Below are 16,725 nucleotides of genomic sequence, written 5' to 3'. Positions count from 1 at the left end.
CTATCATGGACGCCGCTGCAGAGCCGCTGTATCTAGATTACGCCGCGTCGACACCTCCAGCCGAGGAGGTCGTTGATGCGATGCTGCCATGGCTAAGCGGACAGCACGCCAACCCTCACGCGGAGCATTGGCATGGGGCGAGGGCCTCGCGCGCCATCGACGATGCCCGCGAAGCGATTGCCATGCTGGTGGGGGGAGACCCAGAGGGCGTGATCTTCACCTCGGGTGCGACCGAGGCGAACAACCTGGCGTTGAAGGGTCTACTCGACCCTGACCGCTCGCGCATCTGGCTGAGCGGAATCGAACATAAGTCCCTTCTGGAGCCTGCTCGCGCGCTCGCCGATCAAGGCATCTCGATAACGACGCTCCATGTGGATGCCTTGGGCAGGATAGAGGCCTCGGGCCTAAAGACCCAGCTGCGCGAGTCGGACGCCACCCCCGGGCTTGTCGCGGTCGGGCATGGCAACAACGAGATCGGGACCGTCCAGGACGTGGCGGCGCTGGCCCGGGTCGCACACGAGCACGGCCACCTGCTGCATGTCGATGCGTCGCAGACTGCGGGTCATTGGCCCTTGTCCGCTGTCGAAGACGAGCTCGATCTGATATGCCTTTCCAGTCACAAGATGTACGGCCCCGCAGGCATTGGCGCTCTGTATGTCGATCCCGGCCTACTGCAGCAGCTGCGACCGATGATGCATGGTGGGGGGCAGCAGCAAGGAATTCGCTCTGGAACCGTGGCACCGTTCTTGGCCGTGGGCTTTGGCGCGGCGGCGGCTCTGGCCGAGCGTGCCGCCGTAGAGCATCGTCTGCACCTACAGGCACTTGGCGCCGCCTTCCTCGCACAACTGAATGCTCAAGGCCTTGTGTATTCGCTGCTCGGTGATCCGGTCAATCGCATCCCTGGCCACGTGAGCCTGCACATCCCCGGTGTGGCAGCTGACGATGTGCTCGGCCGCCTGTTGCCACATCTCTCGGCCTCCAGTGGCGCAGCCTGCGCTTCAGGGGAGCTGCGCGCGTCTCACGCGCTTAGGGCCCTTGGCCTGGACGAAAACCAGGCCAGCCAGGTGATTCGCTTCAGTTTTGGCCGGTCCAGCCGTTTGGAGGAGGCCGGCGAGGCGGCCATGCGCTTGCTTGAAGCAATCCAGCGGATCCATGCTTTGCAGCGTCCGGAAGCTGGATGGGGCAGCCAGGCCTGCAGCGCAACGTGACTTTTAAGGGGACGCTTCGGGCGCAATAGCGCCCGAAGCCATCATGGAGAGGGGACCTGAGGTATGGCGAGACCGAAAAAGAAGCCTAAAGCGAAACCGGCCCGTGCCGGTCGGACCTCCACGCTGAAAGGACCCGGCTTCCGCGTTGCGGCCAGAACGCTTCTTCATTTGGGTCGTGAGCTCATCACCTCCGACGAGATCGCGATCAATGAGCTGCTGAAGAACTCATTCGATGCGGGCTCACCGACAGTCAAGGTGCGGCTGGTATGTCCGGTTCCTAGTGCGCTGCTCCAAAAGCTCTCCAGTCAGGTGCGCAAAAGCTCTCGGCCACTTCCCCAGCAACTGGAAGGAATCATCGAGCAGCTGAGCGCCGCTGCCGCCGGACGGCAAGCGGCCACGCCCACAAAGGAACACTTTGATGCAGTGCTGGTCCGACTAAGGCGGGCCCGGAGCGTGGACGATGCGGTGCGCATCATTGAAGAAGTCAACTTCATCGAGGTAAGTGACACTGGATGCGGCATCTCGGAGGGCAATCTGCTGCCTGTGTTCCTGACGGTCGGCACGGATTTCAAGGTCGGCACGAAGCCCCCTGCGAACGTTGACGAGTATCTCGGCAACAAGGGTATCGGCCGCCTGGCTATGATGAGGCTGGGTGAGCGTGCACACGTGGAAACATGGGTAGAAGCCGCCACACGGGTCTCAGCGGTGGAATTTGATTGGCGAAAATTCGACAACGCCTCCTTGCAAATTTCTGATGTGCCCGTCGATGTGCGAAAGATTGCCCGTTCCACAGATGTGCTGAGCGGGACCATCGTTCGGATATTTGCGTTGCGTAGTGACTGGGCTGAAGAAGGCGAGCAGATCAAGGATCTGAAATCGTTCATTCGCCGGCTACGTAGCCCGTTCTCCAAGGCGCGCCGCTTCCGCATCAGCGTCACCGTCAATGACCTGCCGCCCATTGCCTTCCCACCGCTACCTGATGAGGTCCGTAAGCTTGCCGATCAATATCTGCTGCTGGATTTCTATCCGCAGAAGGCAAAGGATTCCAAGGATGAAGTGCTGACAGTGACCCTCAAGGTTGCGCCCGGCGATGCGTCGGAAGACGTACAGACGCGCAGTGCCGGCATCGTCGGTTCGAGCCTGATGTCCAGCGGAGTAAGCCTTGACGAGCTTAAGGCCATCGGTCCGTTCAAGCTTCACATCTTGCGGTTCAACCGCAGGTTGATGCGGGAGAAGACAAAGGACTGGAACGCGATCATTCGACCGGAACTGGATATCTGGTCTGGTGGCATCGCGATCTACCGTGATGGCTTCCGGGTGGGCTTCACCGGCTCAGAACGCGATGGCGATTGGCTCGGGCTTGACCACAAAGCCCTGCGAGGCAGCGGTTACATTGTCAATCGAATTCAGGTCGTGGGCGCGCTGGAAATCACGCACAAGGGCAACCCCCAACTGGTGGACCTGACCAACCGAGAGGGCCTGGTGACCACGCCGGAGGCCGAATTCCTGAAGCTGTTGTTGCTGAAGTACGCCATCGGCCCGCTGCGGTCGCTGGTGGAGGCCAACGATGAGACGCTGAAGCGACAGGAGCTCGAGAACTTGGTCAACGAGGGGACCTCAACGCTCAACGATCGCCTGACGTTGGCCAAGCAGGAGGTGGCGTCGCTGAAGGCCGAGATTCCGAAGAATCTGCGGGCCACGGTCAACTCGCTGGATGAGCATCTGCACTTCATCACCACCCAAGTGACCAAATTCGAGACCGCCATCGAAAAGGCTAGTGAGGGGCGTGAGGACATTCTGGAGCTCGCGGGCATCGGTAACGTCATGCACGGCGTGATGCATGAACTGACGCGCACCACCGCGCAGACGCGCAAGCTGATGCTCGAGTTGGCTCAGGACGCTGACGAGGACACGCAGGCGCTGCTCAACAAGCTTGAGGAAGAAATTCGCGCAATCAACACCCGTCTGCGTCAGCTGGACCCACTAATGCCTGGCGCCCGACACGCCAAGCGCGATATCGAAGTGGTCAAGCTTACCCAGACCATCCTAAATGGCTACGCCTCTCGGTTCGCGCGCCATGACATCGAACATGTCATCACGGTCACACCCAAGGATGCGACAGCGAAGGTTCGCATGGTGCCAGGCTTCCTGAGCTTGGCGCTCGAGAATCTGATCAGCAACTCGGTTTACTGGATTGGCAAGCGCAAGGACACCACAGAGCGCGGGCGTATCGAGATCGAGATCGATGCCAATCCTAATGCCAGCACCATCAGCGTTACCGACAATGGTCCCGGGGTGCTGTCCACAGATCGCGAGCGCGTGTTTCTGCCGGGCTTTACGCTACGTGCCAAAGGCAAGGGCTACGGCCTGTACTTGGCTCGTGAAGTCGCTGAATATCACGGCGGTCGTCTGTACCTGGATCCTGATGGTGGTAACGACGGTCAGCTACGCACCTTCGTCCTTGAACTGCCGGGTAGGGAAAAATGAGCTTGGAAGCGCATTTCCAGAGCGCCGGCCTTGTGCGGGTGTTGATCGTAGACGACGACTTGTCCCGAACGGTCGATCTGGCCAGCCTAGACAGGCATGGTCAGGGTGTCGTGATCTCCGACATACTTGCCGACGCGAATCACGACTATACTTTCGCCCTAGACGATGAGCTTGAGCGGTTGGGCTTACCCCATGTGAGCCAGGATGATCGCCTGGCGGCTCTGAAGGATCCTGAAGTGCGCGCATTGGCGCATGAGGTTCTGCGTGGCGCATATGAGCGCGCGATGACGGATCGGGAAGCTCTGCGAGAGCCCTTGGACAAGATCAAGGAATGGCTAACCGTCGAAGGCGTCGAGCTGGAGGAGTGGACGGAAGCTCGCGCCCTTCCAGAGGCAGATCGATATGATCTCCTCGTGGTCGACTACTTCTTGATGGACAACGATCCACAGGCTACCTACGAACTCATTCGCGAGTTCAAGCAGGCCCATGTCGATCGGGAACGTCCTCTTCTTGTCATTCTCATGTCGTCGGACATCGGTGCCATTAGTGGGCACTTCGAGGATATCCGCGATAAGTGCGAGATCTCGGTGTCCAGGTTCCGCATTCTGGCCAAGCCTGTCATCGCCAACCCGGACTCTGACGAGGATGTAAAGCAGAAGTGGCTGCGTGCTCTTCAGCAGCTCGCCACCGAGCGGCCCTTGGTCATGCCGATCGAGCGATTCGTTGAGGCGTGGAAGACGAGCTTGAATAAGGCTGCCAAGCAGATGGTCCGGCGTCTTTACGACCTCGACGCCAGCGCTTTCGCCTTGCTCTCGGCGACTGCCAACCAGGATTCGATGAAGTTGGAGGAGTACTTGGCAGATGTGCTTTCCCGGCGGGTCAGTGCGGAGGCCGAGGAGCATGGATTCCCGTTCGCTGAGATCGATGCGCTCAGGCAGGCCTTGAACGACGCGCAATCAACGATCGGTCCCACGATCGACCAGGGTGTGGAAGTGCGGCACGCGCAGCGGGCCATCAGAAGTCTCATGAGCGATGTCGCTTGGCATCGCCGCCCCTGGTGGGAGCCTGCGGCTCGTCCACCCAGGCCAGCAGACGTAGCGCCTGGGGACCCTGCAGTGGCGCCGGTCGACGCTGCGCCGGCAGCAGGGCAAGAACTACCGGCTGAGGTGCCGGGTGAGATCGGCAAAAACGCTCCGGCGGCAGATGCAGCGGCCCCGGGAGCGGCGGCGGCCCCGGCCACCGCACCCGAAGCGCCGCATCCAGCGCATACCGAAGACCGGCTCGTCTGGATGAAGCGGTATATCAGGTTTGGCACGATTCTGCGGGAGAGAGAAGGTGCCAAGCGCTACTTCGTCAATCTGACCCAGGCCTGCGATGTCCAATCAGAAAAGCTGAACAACCTCGCTGAAGTGCATTACCTGCTGATGCGGGGAAGGAAACTTGCAGTCGACAAGGTGACGGCCAGTGAAAAGCTCTTCGAGTCAGAGTACTACTGCGAAGACCTCGAGTCCGATGAATTCTTTGCGCTGCAGTGGCAGCTTCGCCAACCATCGACACCCTCGATGGCCAGCTTGCTGGAGGATTTGGAACACTTCGAGATCGTCGGGCAATTGCGCAGCGATGCCGCCTATGCTGTGCTGGCCAAGTATGTTTCTCAGGCTTCTCGTGTTGCCAGGATTCGTACGCCAAAAATCTACCGATATTCGGTCGAGGTCTATCGGAAGCAGACCGAAGGCTGGGTCCTGCAAGCGGTCGAGGCGGAAGCCAGCGCGTGGCAGAACGACAGGAAGTGGCGAATCCAGTTCGCAGTGACGGAGGCACGAAAGCTACTGCCGCACTTCAATGGCGTCAACGATGCCAGAAGAGCCGAGATAGTGACCGAGCTGGTGCGAGGTGTCGAAGTCAAGGCCGGCGCTCCCCTTGCTTTCAAGCTGATCAGAGACACTGTCACGTTGGTCCGCGTGGACGTGAGTACTGACGCGGATGTAGCTAAATTGGCCGACAGATTCAATGGCGATACCAACTACGGTCGCGCGGCGGTTGGGGCAACACTGATTGCGACACAAATCATTTGTTAGTGGTTGCACGCGGTGCGGGCTGTTCTAGCCTGCTGCCTGTGACTAGCTCGTAGCGTGCCCGGTTCTGGTCACGCTGCGAGTGCTTTGGAGGGCGATGACGGCAACAATCTAACCGGCCCACTTCATCAGGAAGCGCCGCAACGAATTCGGATCGATCTCGGAGTTGTGATCGCCCTTGTAGTAGTGCTTGTAGCAGTGCGCAGCGTCGGATCCAATTTCATAGGCTGCCGCGATCATTGCCTGCCTGAGGTTGCGTCCCTCAGCGCGTGCAATGGATTCAACCAGGTGTGATACGGCCACCTGTTCGTCTGTCCCAGTGCTGGCGACAAGGGGGGAGAGCACGCCCCCTTCTGTCGTTCTGGTCTCGATCTCGAACCAGTAGCCCAGCTGGGCTCCAACCTCAATGCGCACAACCAGGACACACCGCGGCTTGCCCAGGGTGCGTTCGGTGCGTACCCCTCGTGCGCGCTCAAGCATGCGCCAGCCCGCACTGGGCCATCGCCCGGTGCGCCGTGCCATGTCATCCAGAAAATTCCAACAGCTCAGGCCACCACATTGAGCCAGTTGCGAAGGGATTGCGGGCTGGAAAACGGTATAGCGCTGCAGGTCGCCCGCACTGTGCAACAACTCGAACGCATCGAGTAGATAGCGGAAGCGATTGACAGGATCCCGGACGACCACCTTGTGATGCGCCGGGGCGGCATTGCCACCTTGGTGTGTGCGCTCACCACCGGACGCCGCATCGGGCGGCGGTGGCGCAGGACGAAGATCGCTGTCGCTGTACAGCTGGCTACGATCCTTGGTGAGCTTCTCCGGCTCTTCACCGTCCAGCCACGAAAAGGTGTCTTCCAGGGTGACGGCATCGCCCTGTGCAGCCGAGGCGTCGGTCGCGCTGGTTGTGACCATTTCGCTGCCTGCGGGTCTGGCGCGCAGCTGGTTTGCATAGGGCCTGGCACCCTGCGCGGGCAGTTGCTCTTTACCCTTGTCGCCGCTGTTCAAGCGCCCTGCCTTGATCGGTGGCGTGTAGCTCGGCCAGCTGCTGCCCAGGATCGAGGTCACCAGAAACGACTGCTTGTGCACCACCGGCTTGCCACCGCCTTCTCTGCGGCCCAAGCGCGGCGGCAGCATGAAACCCTTGACCTGCAGGCGCAGCGGCTTGGCCTCTGCCCGGAACGGGATTTGCGCGCTGGCGAACCAGGGCGCGTGCATGTTTGCGCGCCGATCGGACAGCATCCCGGTGTAAATCGACTCGGCCCGGGCCGCCGCGTAGTCGTCGAAGTAGAGCAGCGCCGCCAGGCGGGCAAAGTCATTGTCTACGTGAGTCTGCAGGATGATGTGCCACGCTCCGGTGGCTGGATCGATCCTAGTCTCCAATCCAGACTTTAGCTGGCCCTCGTAGACAATCCTATGCTTGGTCTGCGCCCAAGGGCCGCTGGTGAAGGCGTTAGCCAGCTCGCGCTGGATGGCGTAGAACCTTTGAAAGATTAGGGCTCTTGGAATGACGTATTCGATGCCACTCGCATCAACAAAGACCAGGCAACGTGAGGCACCGAATTCTGTCTGGATCCCGCCGAACTCCCGCGAGAGCAGCTGCTTGTAGGGATAGGTCCATCCCGCAGGCGCTGGGAGCTCTTCCCCGATCTTGATCTCATGGCAAGACAGCTCGGCATCGACCAGGGTAAGGGTCGCGTGGCGAGTGGGTAGCTCGCCGACAAGGCGTCGGCCCTGATACACGCGGCCGATGGCTAGATGCGGCAGCAGGCCTGCGTGCACAGCCACAGAGGTGTACTGCGCTTGCCCCGCGTCGGTTCGGTCCAGAGGAAGCAGGGCAACAGCGCTCTCGCGTGTGAGCCGATTCAGGTCGCTATGGCGCTGAAACGGAACTCGTTGCAGCCGCACGGTGACTGAGGTCGACCGCGTCGTCAGGTGCGGGAGCATGAACTTGTCTACCCATTTGACGAGCCTGAAAGCATCGTCATTTGGGAACTCTTCAATGATCGGCATGGACGCTGTGGGCGTGGGGCCTTAGTGACCCCCAACATAACCCAGTCGCTAATTATGTTGGAGACCTCAACGCGGTCCGCCCGCAGACCAGCTCGCTCAATCTTAGCTCAGGATCATGACCCCATCCTGCGACCAAGCTTTGCCTCACGCCATTCGAAGAAATCGAGCACCCTGGTTATTTCCTCTGGAGCCTCTGGGTACGCTTCTCTTAGCTGAATCTGCAGCTCGTAGCGATACGCACTATTGTCGTCAGCCATATACACCGCCCGGAGCCAGTCTTCCAGCTCCCAGTCCTTCGGTGATGTTGCCAATAGGGTGCTAATCCTCGATGGCCCCATCTGTCCAAGTGATCTGATGCCGCGGCTGTCATAGTTCCCGGCCACTTTTCCCCTCAGGACACCGTTATGAAGTTCTAGCTTCCAACGATACTTGATCCTGAGGTCCATTCCGCGTCGGCGCCGTAGGCTGGGATCGAAAGCAAGCGCACAGGATTCTGAGTGCTGGAAGGGTTCTGCCGCAGTCTCGGTAATAGTTGGAAATTCGTGTAATTGGCTGGAATTCACAGCCGCCGCCGACCAGGGCCACCGGGCTGGCGGTGTGGTGCGGGGCGCGGTAGGGGCGTTGCCGCCAGCGGGCCAGATCCAGCCCACGGCCGCTGATCGAGGTGATCGCTGCGGTTTCCAGTGCCTCTGCTTCGCTGGCCTCGGGCAATAGACCAGGCAGGCGCGAGGCCAGCAGGGTCTTGCCGCAGCCAGGGCTGCCGACCAGCAACAGATGGTGCCCACCGGCGGCGGCGATCTCCAGCGCGCGACGTGCATGCGGTTGGCCGCGCACGTCGGCCATGTCGGGCAGGGCGCGGGCGCCGAGCGCCTGCGCTGCCAGCTCGGCGGCAGGCGCTTTCTGGCTGCCGTTGAGCGTGGCGCAGACATCCAGCAGGGTGCGCGCGGTGAAGGCTTCGACGTGCCCGGCGATGGCGGCTTCGGCACCGTTGGCGAGCGGGACGATCAGCCGTCGCCCGGCCTGCGCGGCCGCCAGCGCCGCGGGCAGCACGCCGTCGACGCCGCGCAGCTCGCCGGTCAGCGCAAGCTCGCCGAGGAATTCGTAATCGGCCAGGGCCTGACGGTCGATCTGCCCGCTGGCAGCCAGGATGCCGAGAGCGATCGGCAGGTCGAACCGGCCGCCTTCTTTCGGTAGATCGGCCGGTGCCAGGTTGATGGTGATGCGCCGGGCGGGGAATTCGAACTGTGCGCACAGCAGGGCGGCACGCACGCGCTCGCGCGATTCGCGCACTGCCGCTTCGGGTAGGCCCACGATCTGGGTAGAAGGAAGACCGCCGGAGAGATGCACTTCCACCCGAACTTCAGGCGCATGCACCCCCACGCGGGCACGGCTGTGCACCAGCGCCAGACTCATGGTGGTGGCCTTCGCTCAGGGGGTGGTGGGCGGCGCAGTGGGTGGCGTGCCGGGTGCGCGCGCTTCCAATGCGGCAACGGTCTGCTCCAGCGCGTCGAGTTTTTCGCGGGTGCGCAGCAGGACCGCGCGCTGCACGTCGAACTCTTCCCGGGTGACCAGGTCCAGTTTGCCCAGCCCGGCCTGCAATGCGCCCTTGAAGGTGCTTTGCAGTTCTTCGCGCGATTGGCGCAGGCCCGGCGGCACCAGGTCGCTGAGGCGGCGGGCGAGGTCGTCGAGCTGGTTGAAATCGATCATGGTGTTCTCCGCAGGTCCGTAGGAAGCCTAGTGCAGGCCGGGACACGCGGGACATCGGCAAGGCAGTCGGCAGGCGGTAAGGATAGTCTCATTCGGCTGTCGTCCGCGGTGAGGGCGCGGCGCGGTTGGATGAGTGTTGCGCCCGTCCACGGTATGCTGCGCGGCCGTCATGCCCTGGGACCTGCACCGATGAAAATGATCATGGCCATCGTCAAACCGTTCAAGCTCGACGATGTGCGCGAAGCGCTCGCCGGCTGTGGGGTGGCGGGCATCACGGTGACCGAGGTCAAGGGCTTCGGCCGCCAGAAAGGCCACACCGAGCTCTATCGCGGCGCCGAATACGTGGTCGATTTCCTGCCCAAGGTGAAGATCGAAGTGGCGGTGACCGACGACCAGGCCGAGCGCGTGGTCGAGGCGATCGTCGCGGCGGCCGGTACCGGCAAGATCGGCGACGGCAAGGTGTTCGTGTACGACCTGGGCACGGTGGTCCGTATTCGTACCGGCGAGCTGGATAGCGACGCGCTGTAGGTTCGCAATGCGGCGCTTGCTGCTTGCCAGATGCGTGGCGGGCGGTGAGGGGTTCGATGCCCTCTGCCTGCGCAACGGCGAGACCGAGCCGTAGTGCTGCGCCAGCAATCCAGTCGACTTCACTGGATCAGGCGCATTGCGGTCGCACCGACCGCAGGAAACTCGGGCCACCTAAGCCATGCGACGTGCGCGCTGCGCGTGCACTAAATGCACTGGCGGTGGCGCGCATCACCGCCGCGGATGGGCGGCTGGGCGTGTGCGGGCCAGGCCGCTACCGGGCGCGAAGGCGCCACCGTCCATCTTGTCAGACCATTTCAATACCGCCACCGATTGCTGCCGCACCTTTCTGACGTGCCATGCAGAAACAGCCTGAAGTTACGGCGTTCCAGCGCTGAACAGAGAGCAATCGCGGCCGCGCTTGTCGCCGCCGCCCGACTTGCCTACTCTAGGGTGTAATACCATTCCAATACCGGAGTTCGAGATGAAGCGACGCAACTGCAAGCCGGGCGTGCGCCTGCTTTCGGTATTGGTAGCGCTGGGCCTGGCTGCTCCGGCGCTGGCACAGGACGTGACCGAACCGGTTACCCAGCCGGCGATCTATCCGACGCCGGTCTCGATGACGCTGGATGGGGCAACCGTCACCTTGGGCCGCTCGGTGGTGCTGGTGGTCGCCCCTGGCGCGGACAAGGCCACGGTGGCGCTGGTGCGCAGCATTCTCGACAGCGCAGGCGTCACCAAGATTGCGACCGCCACACGCCTGCCTGCCACGCTGGACCGCCCGCACATCGTGCTCGGCACCGGCGATGCGGCCGTGGTGCGCGATGCGCTGGGGCGTAGCAAGGCGATGCAGGACACCCATAAGGAAGGCTACACGTTGGCCAGCGTTGCGCTCGATCGCGGCAGCCTGATCACGCTGGCCGGCCACGATGACGATGGCTTGTTCCATGCGGCGCAGACGCTGCGGCAGCTGGTCGAGCGGCCGGCCATCCCGACGCTGACGATCCAGGATTACCCGTCCATGCCGATCCGCGGCACCATCGAAGGCTTCTACGGCGCGCCGTGGTCGATGAGCGATCGCAGCAAGCACATCGATTTCCTCGCCCGCACCAAGGCCAACACCTTCATCTATAGCCCGAAGGACGACCCTTACGCGCGCGATCGCTGGCGCGAGCCGTACCCGAAGACGACCTTGAAGGCGCTCGGCCAGCTGGCCGCCACCGCCAAGCGCCATCATGTCGATTTCGTCTACGCGATTTCGCCTGGCCCCACCGTGTGCTTCTCCGATCCGGCCGATGCCAAGGCGCTGTTGCGCAAGTTCGATGCGTTCCGCGCGCTGGGCGTGCGCAGCTTCTACGTGGCGCTGGACGATATCGAATACACCAAGTGGAATTGCGAACGCGACAAGACCACCTTCGGCGAGTCCGGCGCGCAGGCGGCCGGTATCGCGCAGTCGCATCTGCTCAATCTGGTGCAGGCCGATCTGGTCGCGCGCCACGATGCGGCCGCTGAACTGATCATGGTGCCGACCGAGTACTACGACGCCAAAGAGAGCCCCTACAAGGAAGCGCTGCGCAAGCATCTAGACCCGAAGATCGTGGTGCAGTGGACCGGTACCGACGTGGTGCCGCCGGCCATTTCCATCCCCGATGCGCGCGCAGCCACCAAGGCGTTCGGCCGCAAGACGCTGTTGTGGGACAACTATCCGGTCAACGATTTCGAAACGTCGGCCGGGCGCCTGCTGATGGCGCCGTATGCGCGGCGCGAGGCGGGTCTATCGGCCGAGTTGTCGGGCATCGTGTCCAACCCGATGAACCAGGAAGCGCCGAGCCGCGTCGCGGTGATGGGCGTGGCCGCGTTCGCCTGGAACGACAAAGGCTACGACGCGCAACGCACCTGGCATGCGGCGGCGCGCGATCTGGCCGGCGGCGATGCGCGTGTTGCTGCGGCCCTGCTGACCCTCTTCGATACCCAGCACCTGGCGCCCACCTTTGGCAGCCAGCCATGGCAGGAACAGGCGCCACGCTTGAAGGCGGTGCTCGACCATGTACGCGAGGCAATCGCGCTTGGCGATGCCGCAGCGCGCACGCAGGCGATTGCCGAACTGGCACGCACTGCCGACGAAATGGCTGCGGCACCGCAGATCATCCGCGACGGCGTGGCCGATGAGGGTTTTGCCGAGCAATCGCGCCCGTGGCTGGAGGCAATGGAAGACTGGGGCCAGGCCCTGCAGAAGACCGCAGCCGGGCTGGATGCGGCAAATCGCGGCCACACGCAGGCGCCGGCCTTGTTTGCCGAGGCGGCTGCGATCGCCGCCGTCGCGGGCCAGATCCAATCGATTCCCGGCGCCACGCGCTTCGGCGGCCCGGTCAAGATCGCTGACGGCGTGCTGGACCGCTTCATCGCGCAAGCGCCGCGCCTGATCGCTTATCGCCAGGCGGCAGCGACTGAGTCGGCAGCAGCAAAATGAGTGGGTTAGTGCACAAACACTAACGACGCGCACGGGGAATTGTTCGCGTCGCTGTGCATGCAAATGCGCGGGCGCCATTGCCATCTGCATCGCAGCACCTGGCATGGCGCGCCGGAAGGACGTCCGCGCTCCAGATCAAACCGACGACATCAGCGCAGCAGCTGGGCGCAATGGTGTGCTCAGTCGCCGTTAGTCGGCAGCGCTGGTCACGCCTTGCCTTTCAAGCGTCGATACAGCCGCTTCCAGCCGCTGCGAATTGCCTGCACCCAACGCGGTTCGGCACTGCGGGCCGATTCGTCGGCAGTCGGTGCGATGCCGGCAAGGCGCTGGCGCATTTTCTGAAAGTTGGCCACGTCGCTGCGCTGCAGCTGACGCGCCAACGTGCCGCGCCGCAGCCAGCGCGGGAATCGCCACGCCGAGGTGAAATCGATCAGCACCGGCACGCCGGCACTGACCACCACATTGGTGCCGTGCAAATCGTTATGGGTGATGCCGAACGCATGCAGCCGGCGCAGCGCCTGCTGCAATTGCTGAAAGACCTCCTGGCCCACAACGGTGCTGGCGCTGAGCGTGTCGCCTGGAATGAATTCCATGCCCAGCGCCAGCCCGCCCAGCGTGCCGAGCAAGGCCGGGGCATGCCGCCAGCCCTGCAACTGCCGCAGCATCCTGGCCTCGTGGCGCACCATGAGCCGGGCGATCGGCGACAACAGCGTGCGGCGATAGCGGCCGTAGTCCTTGACCACCGCCGGCTGCCCGTTCACGTGGGTGCGGTAGACGTCCGGCTCGAGCAGCCTGGTGCCTTGCTTGAGCAGAACAGGGGTGACGAGGTGCAGGCTGGACATGTCCAGCGGCTGGTAATGCATGGCAGTTCTCCAGACCTTGGCGGCGCGGAGATGTCACGCGTTGCGCAGGTTCACGGTGATCGCGGGGATCGGTCTGCCTAATTTTAGAACTTGTTAGTATTGAAATTATATTTATTTAACAAATGAAATGTTCCGGGAGTGGAACAGCATTTGGAATCAGGCGTTTGACAGGAACCACCAGGATCGGAATGTACCGGCCAGTGCATACAGGCACGCCAGCCCAGGCCATGATTCGCCCCGCCGGCGTTGCGTCTTGCCTCAGGGTCGGCGCTGTCCGCGCCGGCTGATGAAGTGCGTTGACGGTCACTTTGCTTCTTGACAGCGAATGAGACTCCAGACACTGTGCCGGCTGCGGTCAGGGGGCTGCAGCACGCGTTAACACGGGCACGCTCTTCGAGCGTCGCCCTGCATCGATGTCGCACGACATCCGGTGATGCCGAAAAGCGTCTCCGAATACGACTGCAACTTGCGCCACTTCCAGACGCCGTCAGGTGCCACCTGCGTGCGCAAGGATGCGGAAACGATGGAGCACGACTCATGGGGATGCAATGAAAAGGACCGCAACACTGCTGTTGGCTTGCACGGCGTTCGGCGTCACGGCTCAGGCCTCGGCGCAGTCGTTGTCGCGCGGCTGGGACAGCTACCGTCAACAGCAAAAGCAGCAGACCGGCACGCAAGGCGTTGCCGCGCCGGCAGCGCCATCGTCGCGTCCGGCGCCAGCGGGCGTTGGCGCAGCGCCGGCCGCTGTCGGTGGAAGCGGCTCCGGCCAGCCTGGTGCGCCCGGCCGATTCAATACGGTGACCGAGCCGACTGAGGCAGAGGCAGGCCAGCCTGCCGCTGCTTACCCGGCAGCGCCTGTCCCCGCAGCGAGCTACACACGGGTGGAGGAATCGCGCATTGAAAGGGGCGCGTTCATCGGCGTGCAGCGTGGTCGAGGTGAGGTTTTCAGTGGCTATAAGCAAGACATGCTTGGCCTCAGCGCCGGCTATCGCTGGCGTGCTGGCTCGGTCACGTTGATCGGACTTGAGGGATCGATTGGACGCCTGGACCGCGGCGATACGGCCGACGATGTCTTTATCCCCGCAGTGAAGTTTGGCGGCATTGGGGGTACGGCACGTTTCAATTTTGGCGACACTCCGCTGTTCGCGGTAGTCCGCCTTGGCTCATGGTATGCCGAGGTCGCAGACATGAGCGACGAAATCTTTGGCGGTTACGCAAGCCTCGGCCTGGGCCTCGATATCGGCAAGCATGCGAGCGTGAGCGCGATGTACACCAACTACGTCTACGCCAATGACTACTACGACTATGCCCAAGACACCACCATCAACCGTGCAGACGTACTGAACGCAGTACTGGAAGTCCGCTTCTAACTAGCGCTGGTCGAAGGGCGGGCGGCAGCGCTCCCCCTTCTGCGTCATGCCGCATGCACCGCGATGCAGCGGACAGCGATCCAGTTGAAGCTGCACCGCAAACGGTCGGCATTGCACCGCCATCCATGCGGCTTGCTGTAGTGTCCTGGTCAACGCACTGATTCAACCGTTGGCGAGGGCAGATGGACGCATTGGCGCAGTTTTTGACGGACGAACAGGACCCGGTGGCGGTGGGCAAGATCCTGCCCAAGATCACCGAGTTGCTGACCCGCGACGAGCAGGTCGAGTACATCGCCGTGCAGAAGAAAATGGTGATGAACCTGTCTCCGGATGCGGTGGTGCTGACCAACCGCCGCTTCATCGTGGTCTACCCAAAGCTGCTCGGCATGACGTTCCGCGATTTCCCCTGGCGCGAGGTGCTCGATGTGCACATGAGCGAACAGATGCTCGGAGCCACCATCATGTGCCGCACCACGCAGGGCGCCTACGCTTCCATCGACAGCCTGCCCAAGAAACAGGCGCGGCGCGTGTATGCCTATGCGCAGCAGGTAGAAGAATCCGCCTACGAAAAGCGCCAGCAGCTGGAGATCGACAAGTTGCGTGCGGCGGCCGGTGGCGTGGTGGTGCATGCGCCTGGTGCGCAGGGTGCGGCAGTGGCACCGCAAGCCAGTGCGGTTCCTGCGACCGACGATCCGGTGCAGGTGCTGAGCAAGCTCAAGCAATTGCTGGAGGCAGGGCTGATCACGCAGGACGAATTCGACGCCAAGAAGACAGAAGTGCTGGCGCGCCTATAGCTTGCGCAGCGCATCGATGCATCGGTGGGCTTCACATACATCGGCCCATAGATCGCAGCTAGTGACGCATCAACGGCCGCGCTATCGGCGGATCGCTGTGCCAGAAGGCTGGGGGTGGCGCGCTGGCCTCGCACATCACCAGCGTTGCGCGGCCACGGCAGACCTGATCGGTGTGCCAATGCATCGGCCCGCGCGCCGTAAGCACGCAGGCCATGCAGAAAACCCGCAAAACGGCTGGACCTCACCGCCAAGCGGGCGCGGCCGTTTGCAGGAACCGGCCGCGTCCATTCAGGCGCCATGCTTAAACACTTGCCGTTTGCACGTGCCAGCCATGCTCGGCCAGCCGCGATTACTCGCCCAGTGCCTTGGCCACGAACGGCGGGGCAACCAGCACGCCGGTGTGCAGGTGCGCGGTGTAGTACAGCGTGTCGAAGCCCTTGGCCTGCGCAGCGTCCTGGCGGAACGCGAAATCGGCCTTGGCCTGCTTGCTGGCCATGGTCACGCTCCACCAGCCGGTGGGGTAGCACGGCTGCGGGAATGGCAAGGTCTTGAACGACTGGAAGCCGGCCTTGCCCATTTCCGTGCGCATTTCGTTGATCAGGTCCAGCAGCGCCAGCGGCGATTCGGACTGCTGCACCAGGATGCCGTCGTCCTTCAATGCCTTGAAGCAGCTCTCGTAGAAGGCCTTGTTGAACAGGCCTTCGGCCGGGCCAACCGGGTCGGTGGAATCGACGATCACGATGTCCACGCTGCCGGCCGGGCAATTGGCCATGTAGGCCACGCCGTCGTCGAACAGCAGTTCGGCGCGCGCGTCGTGGTTGGCGTCGCACAGCTCGGGGAAATACTTCTCCGACATGCGGGTGACCTGCTCGTCGATATCGCACTGGGTGGCGCTTTCCACGCCGGGGTGCTTGAGCACCTCGCGCAGCGTGCCGCAGTCGCCGCCGCCGATGATCACCACGCGCTTGGGCGCCGGGTGAGTGAACAGTGCCGGGTGGCTGATCATCTCGTGGTAGAAGAAATTGTCGCGGCTGGTGAGCATCACCGCGCCGTCGATCAGCATCAGCTTGCCCCAATCGGTGGTCTGGTAGATCTCGATCTTCTGGAACGGGGACTGCACCTCGTCCAGCTTGCCGCTGATGCGGAAGCCGATCGCCGAGCCGGTCGGCTGGAAGTGTTCGATGTACCAGTTGTCGTTGGTGCTCATGCGGACGTCCTA

General features: G+C 62.7%; 11 protein-coding genes and 1 pseudogene. 7 read left to right on the top strand and 5 right to left on the bottom strand.

Annotated elements, in window-relative coordinates:
- Window positions 1–5 precede the first annotated feature (5 nt).
- The 3 genes from FLG15_RS19445 to FLG15_RS19435 all read left to right on the top strand — a co-directional run bounded on the left by FLG15_RS19445 (window position 6) and on the right by FLG15_RS19435 (window position 5,773).
- On the top strand, window positions 6–1,208 hold the full coding sequence (locus FLG15_RS19445) for a cysteine desulfurase family protein (RefSeq protein ID WP_209228146.1): 1,203 nt from the start codon (window positions 6–8) through the stop codon (window positions 1,206–1,208).
- Between the two features lie 63 nt (window positions 1,209–1,271).
- Entirely contained in the window at window positions 1,272–3,695 is a 2,424-nt protein-coding gene (locus tag FLG15_RS19440; RefSeq protein WP_150147095.1) for a sensor histidine kinase, read from the top strand.
- Complete coding sequence (locus FLG15_RS19435; protein ID WP_150147092.1) at window positions 3,692–5,773, top strand: hypothetical protein; 2,082 nt, start codon at window positions 3,692–3,694, stop codon at window positions 5,771–5,773. Before FLG15_RS19440 ends, FLG15_RS19435 begins: the two co-directional genes overlap by 4 nt.
- Window positions 5,774–5,881: 108 nt before the next feature.
- On the opposite strand, the gene FLG15_RS19430 is transcribed toward FLG15_RS19435, so the two are convergent.
- The 3 genes and pseudogenes from FLG15_RS19430 to ubiK form a co-directional block, all read right to left on the bottom strand.
- Window positions 5,882–7,777, bottom strand: a complete 1,896-nt coding sequence (locus tag FLG15_RS19430) for a hypothetical protein (RefSeq protein WP_150147089.1) — start codon at window positions 7,775–7,777, stop codon at window positions 5,882–5,884.
- A gap of 549 nt (window positions 7,778–8,326) precedes the next feature.
- Window positions 8,327–9,190 (bottom strand): annotated as a pseudogene (locus tag FLG15_RS19425) (YifB family Mg chelatase-like AAA ATPase); the annotation flags it as partial.
- A gap of 15 nt (window positions 9,191–9,205) precedes the next feature.
- Window positions 9,206–9,484 carry a ubiquinone biosynthesis accessory factor UbiK gene (gene ubiK / locus FLG15_RS19420; protein WP_017156738.1) on the bottom strand — a complete coding sequence of 93 codons (279 nt, stop codon included), beginning with the start codon at window positions 9,482–9,484 and terminating at the stop codon, window positions 9,206–9,208.
- Window positions 9,485–9,637: 153 nt separating this feature from the next.
- Between ubiK and FLG15_RS19415 the strand changes: the two genes are divergently transcribed.
- Both FLG15_RS19415 and FLG15_RS19405 read left to right on the top strand, forming a co-directional pair.
- Window positions 9,638–10,012 carry a P-II family nitrogen regulator gene (locus tag FLG15_RS19415; RefSeq protein WP_008574841.1) on the top strand — a complete coding sequence of 125 codons (375 nt, stop codon included), beginning with the start codon at window positions 9,638–9,640 and terminating at the stop codon, window positions 10,010–10,012.
- A gap of 481 nt (window positions 10,013–10,493) precedes the next feature.
- Window positions 10,494–12,479 (top strand): glycoside hydrolase family 84 protein, encoded by a 1,986-nt coding sequence (locus FLG15_RS19405; protein WP_057679038.1) that lies wholly within the window; start codon window positions 10,494–10,496, stop codon window positions 12,477–12,479.
- Window positions 12,480–12,685: 206 nt separating this feature from the next.
- Here FLG15_RS19405 and FLG15_RS19400 read toward each other — a convergent pair whose 3' ends face one another.
- Window positions 12,686–13,342, bottom strand: coding sequence for an RIO1 family regulatory kinase/ATPase domain-containing protein (locus FLG15_RS19400; protein ID WP_057679037.1), 657 nt, complete (start codon window positions 13,340–13,342; stop codon window positions 12,686–12,688).
- A gap of 548 nt (window positions 13,343–13,890) precedes the next feature.
- On the opposite strand from FLG15_RS19400, the gene FLG15_RS19395 reads away from it, so the two are divergent.
- Together FLG15_RS19395 and FLG15_RS19390 are read left to right on the top strand one after the other, a co-directional pair.
- Window positions 13,891–14,712, top strand: coding sequence for a hypothetical protein (locus FLG15_RS19395; protein WP_057679036.1), 822 nt, complete (start codon window positions 13,891–13,893; stop codon window positions 14,710–14,712).
- Window positions 14,713–14,894: 182 nt separating this feature from the next.
- Complete coding sequence (locus FLG15_RS19390) at window positions 14,895–15,506, top strand: PH domain-containing protein (RefSeq protein WP_057679034.1); 612 nt, start codon at window positions 14,895–14,897, stop codon at window positions 15,504–15,506.
- 349 nt (window positions 15,507–15,855) lie between these two features.
- Here the strand turns inward: FLG15_RS19390 and speE are convergent, their stop codons facing one another.
- Window positions 15,856–16,713, bottom strand: coding sequence for a polyamine aminopropyltransferase (speE, locus tag FLG15_RS19385; protein ID WP_057679033.1), 858 nt, complete (start codon window positions 16,711–16,713; stop codon window positions 15,856–15,858).
- Between the last annotated feature and the right edge of the window lie 12 nt (window positions 16,714–16,725).

Source organism: Xanthomonas phaseoli pv. dieffenbachiae (genome assembly GCF_008639345.1).
In the GTDB taxonomy this organism is placed as follows: domain Bacteria; phylum Pseudomonadota; class Gammaproteobacteria; order Xanthomonadales; family Xanthomonadaceae; genus Xanthomonas; species Xanthomonas phaseoli.
Note: the sequence above shows the minus strand (reverse complement) of the source record. Positions and strands in the feature narration are given on the sequence as shown.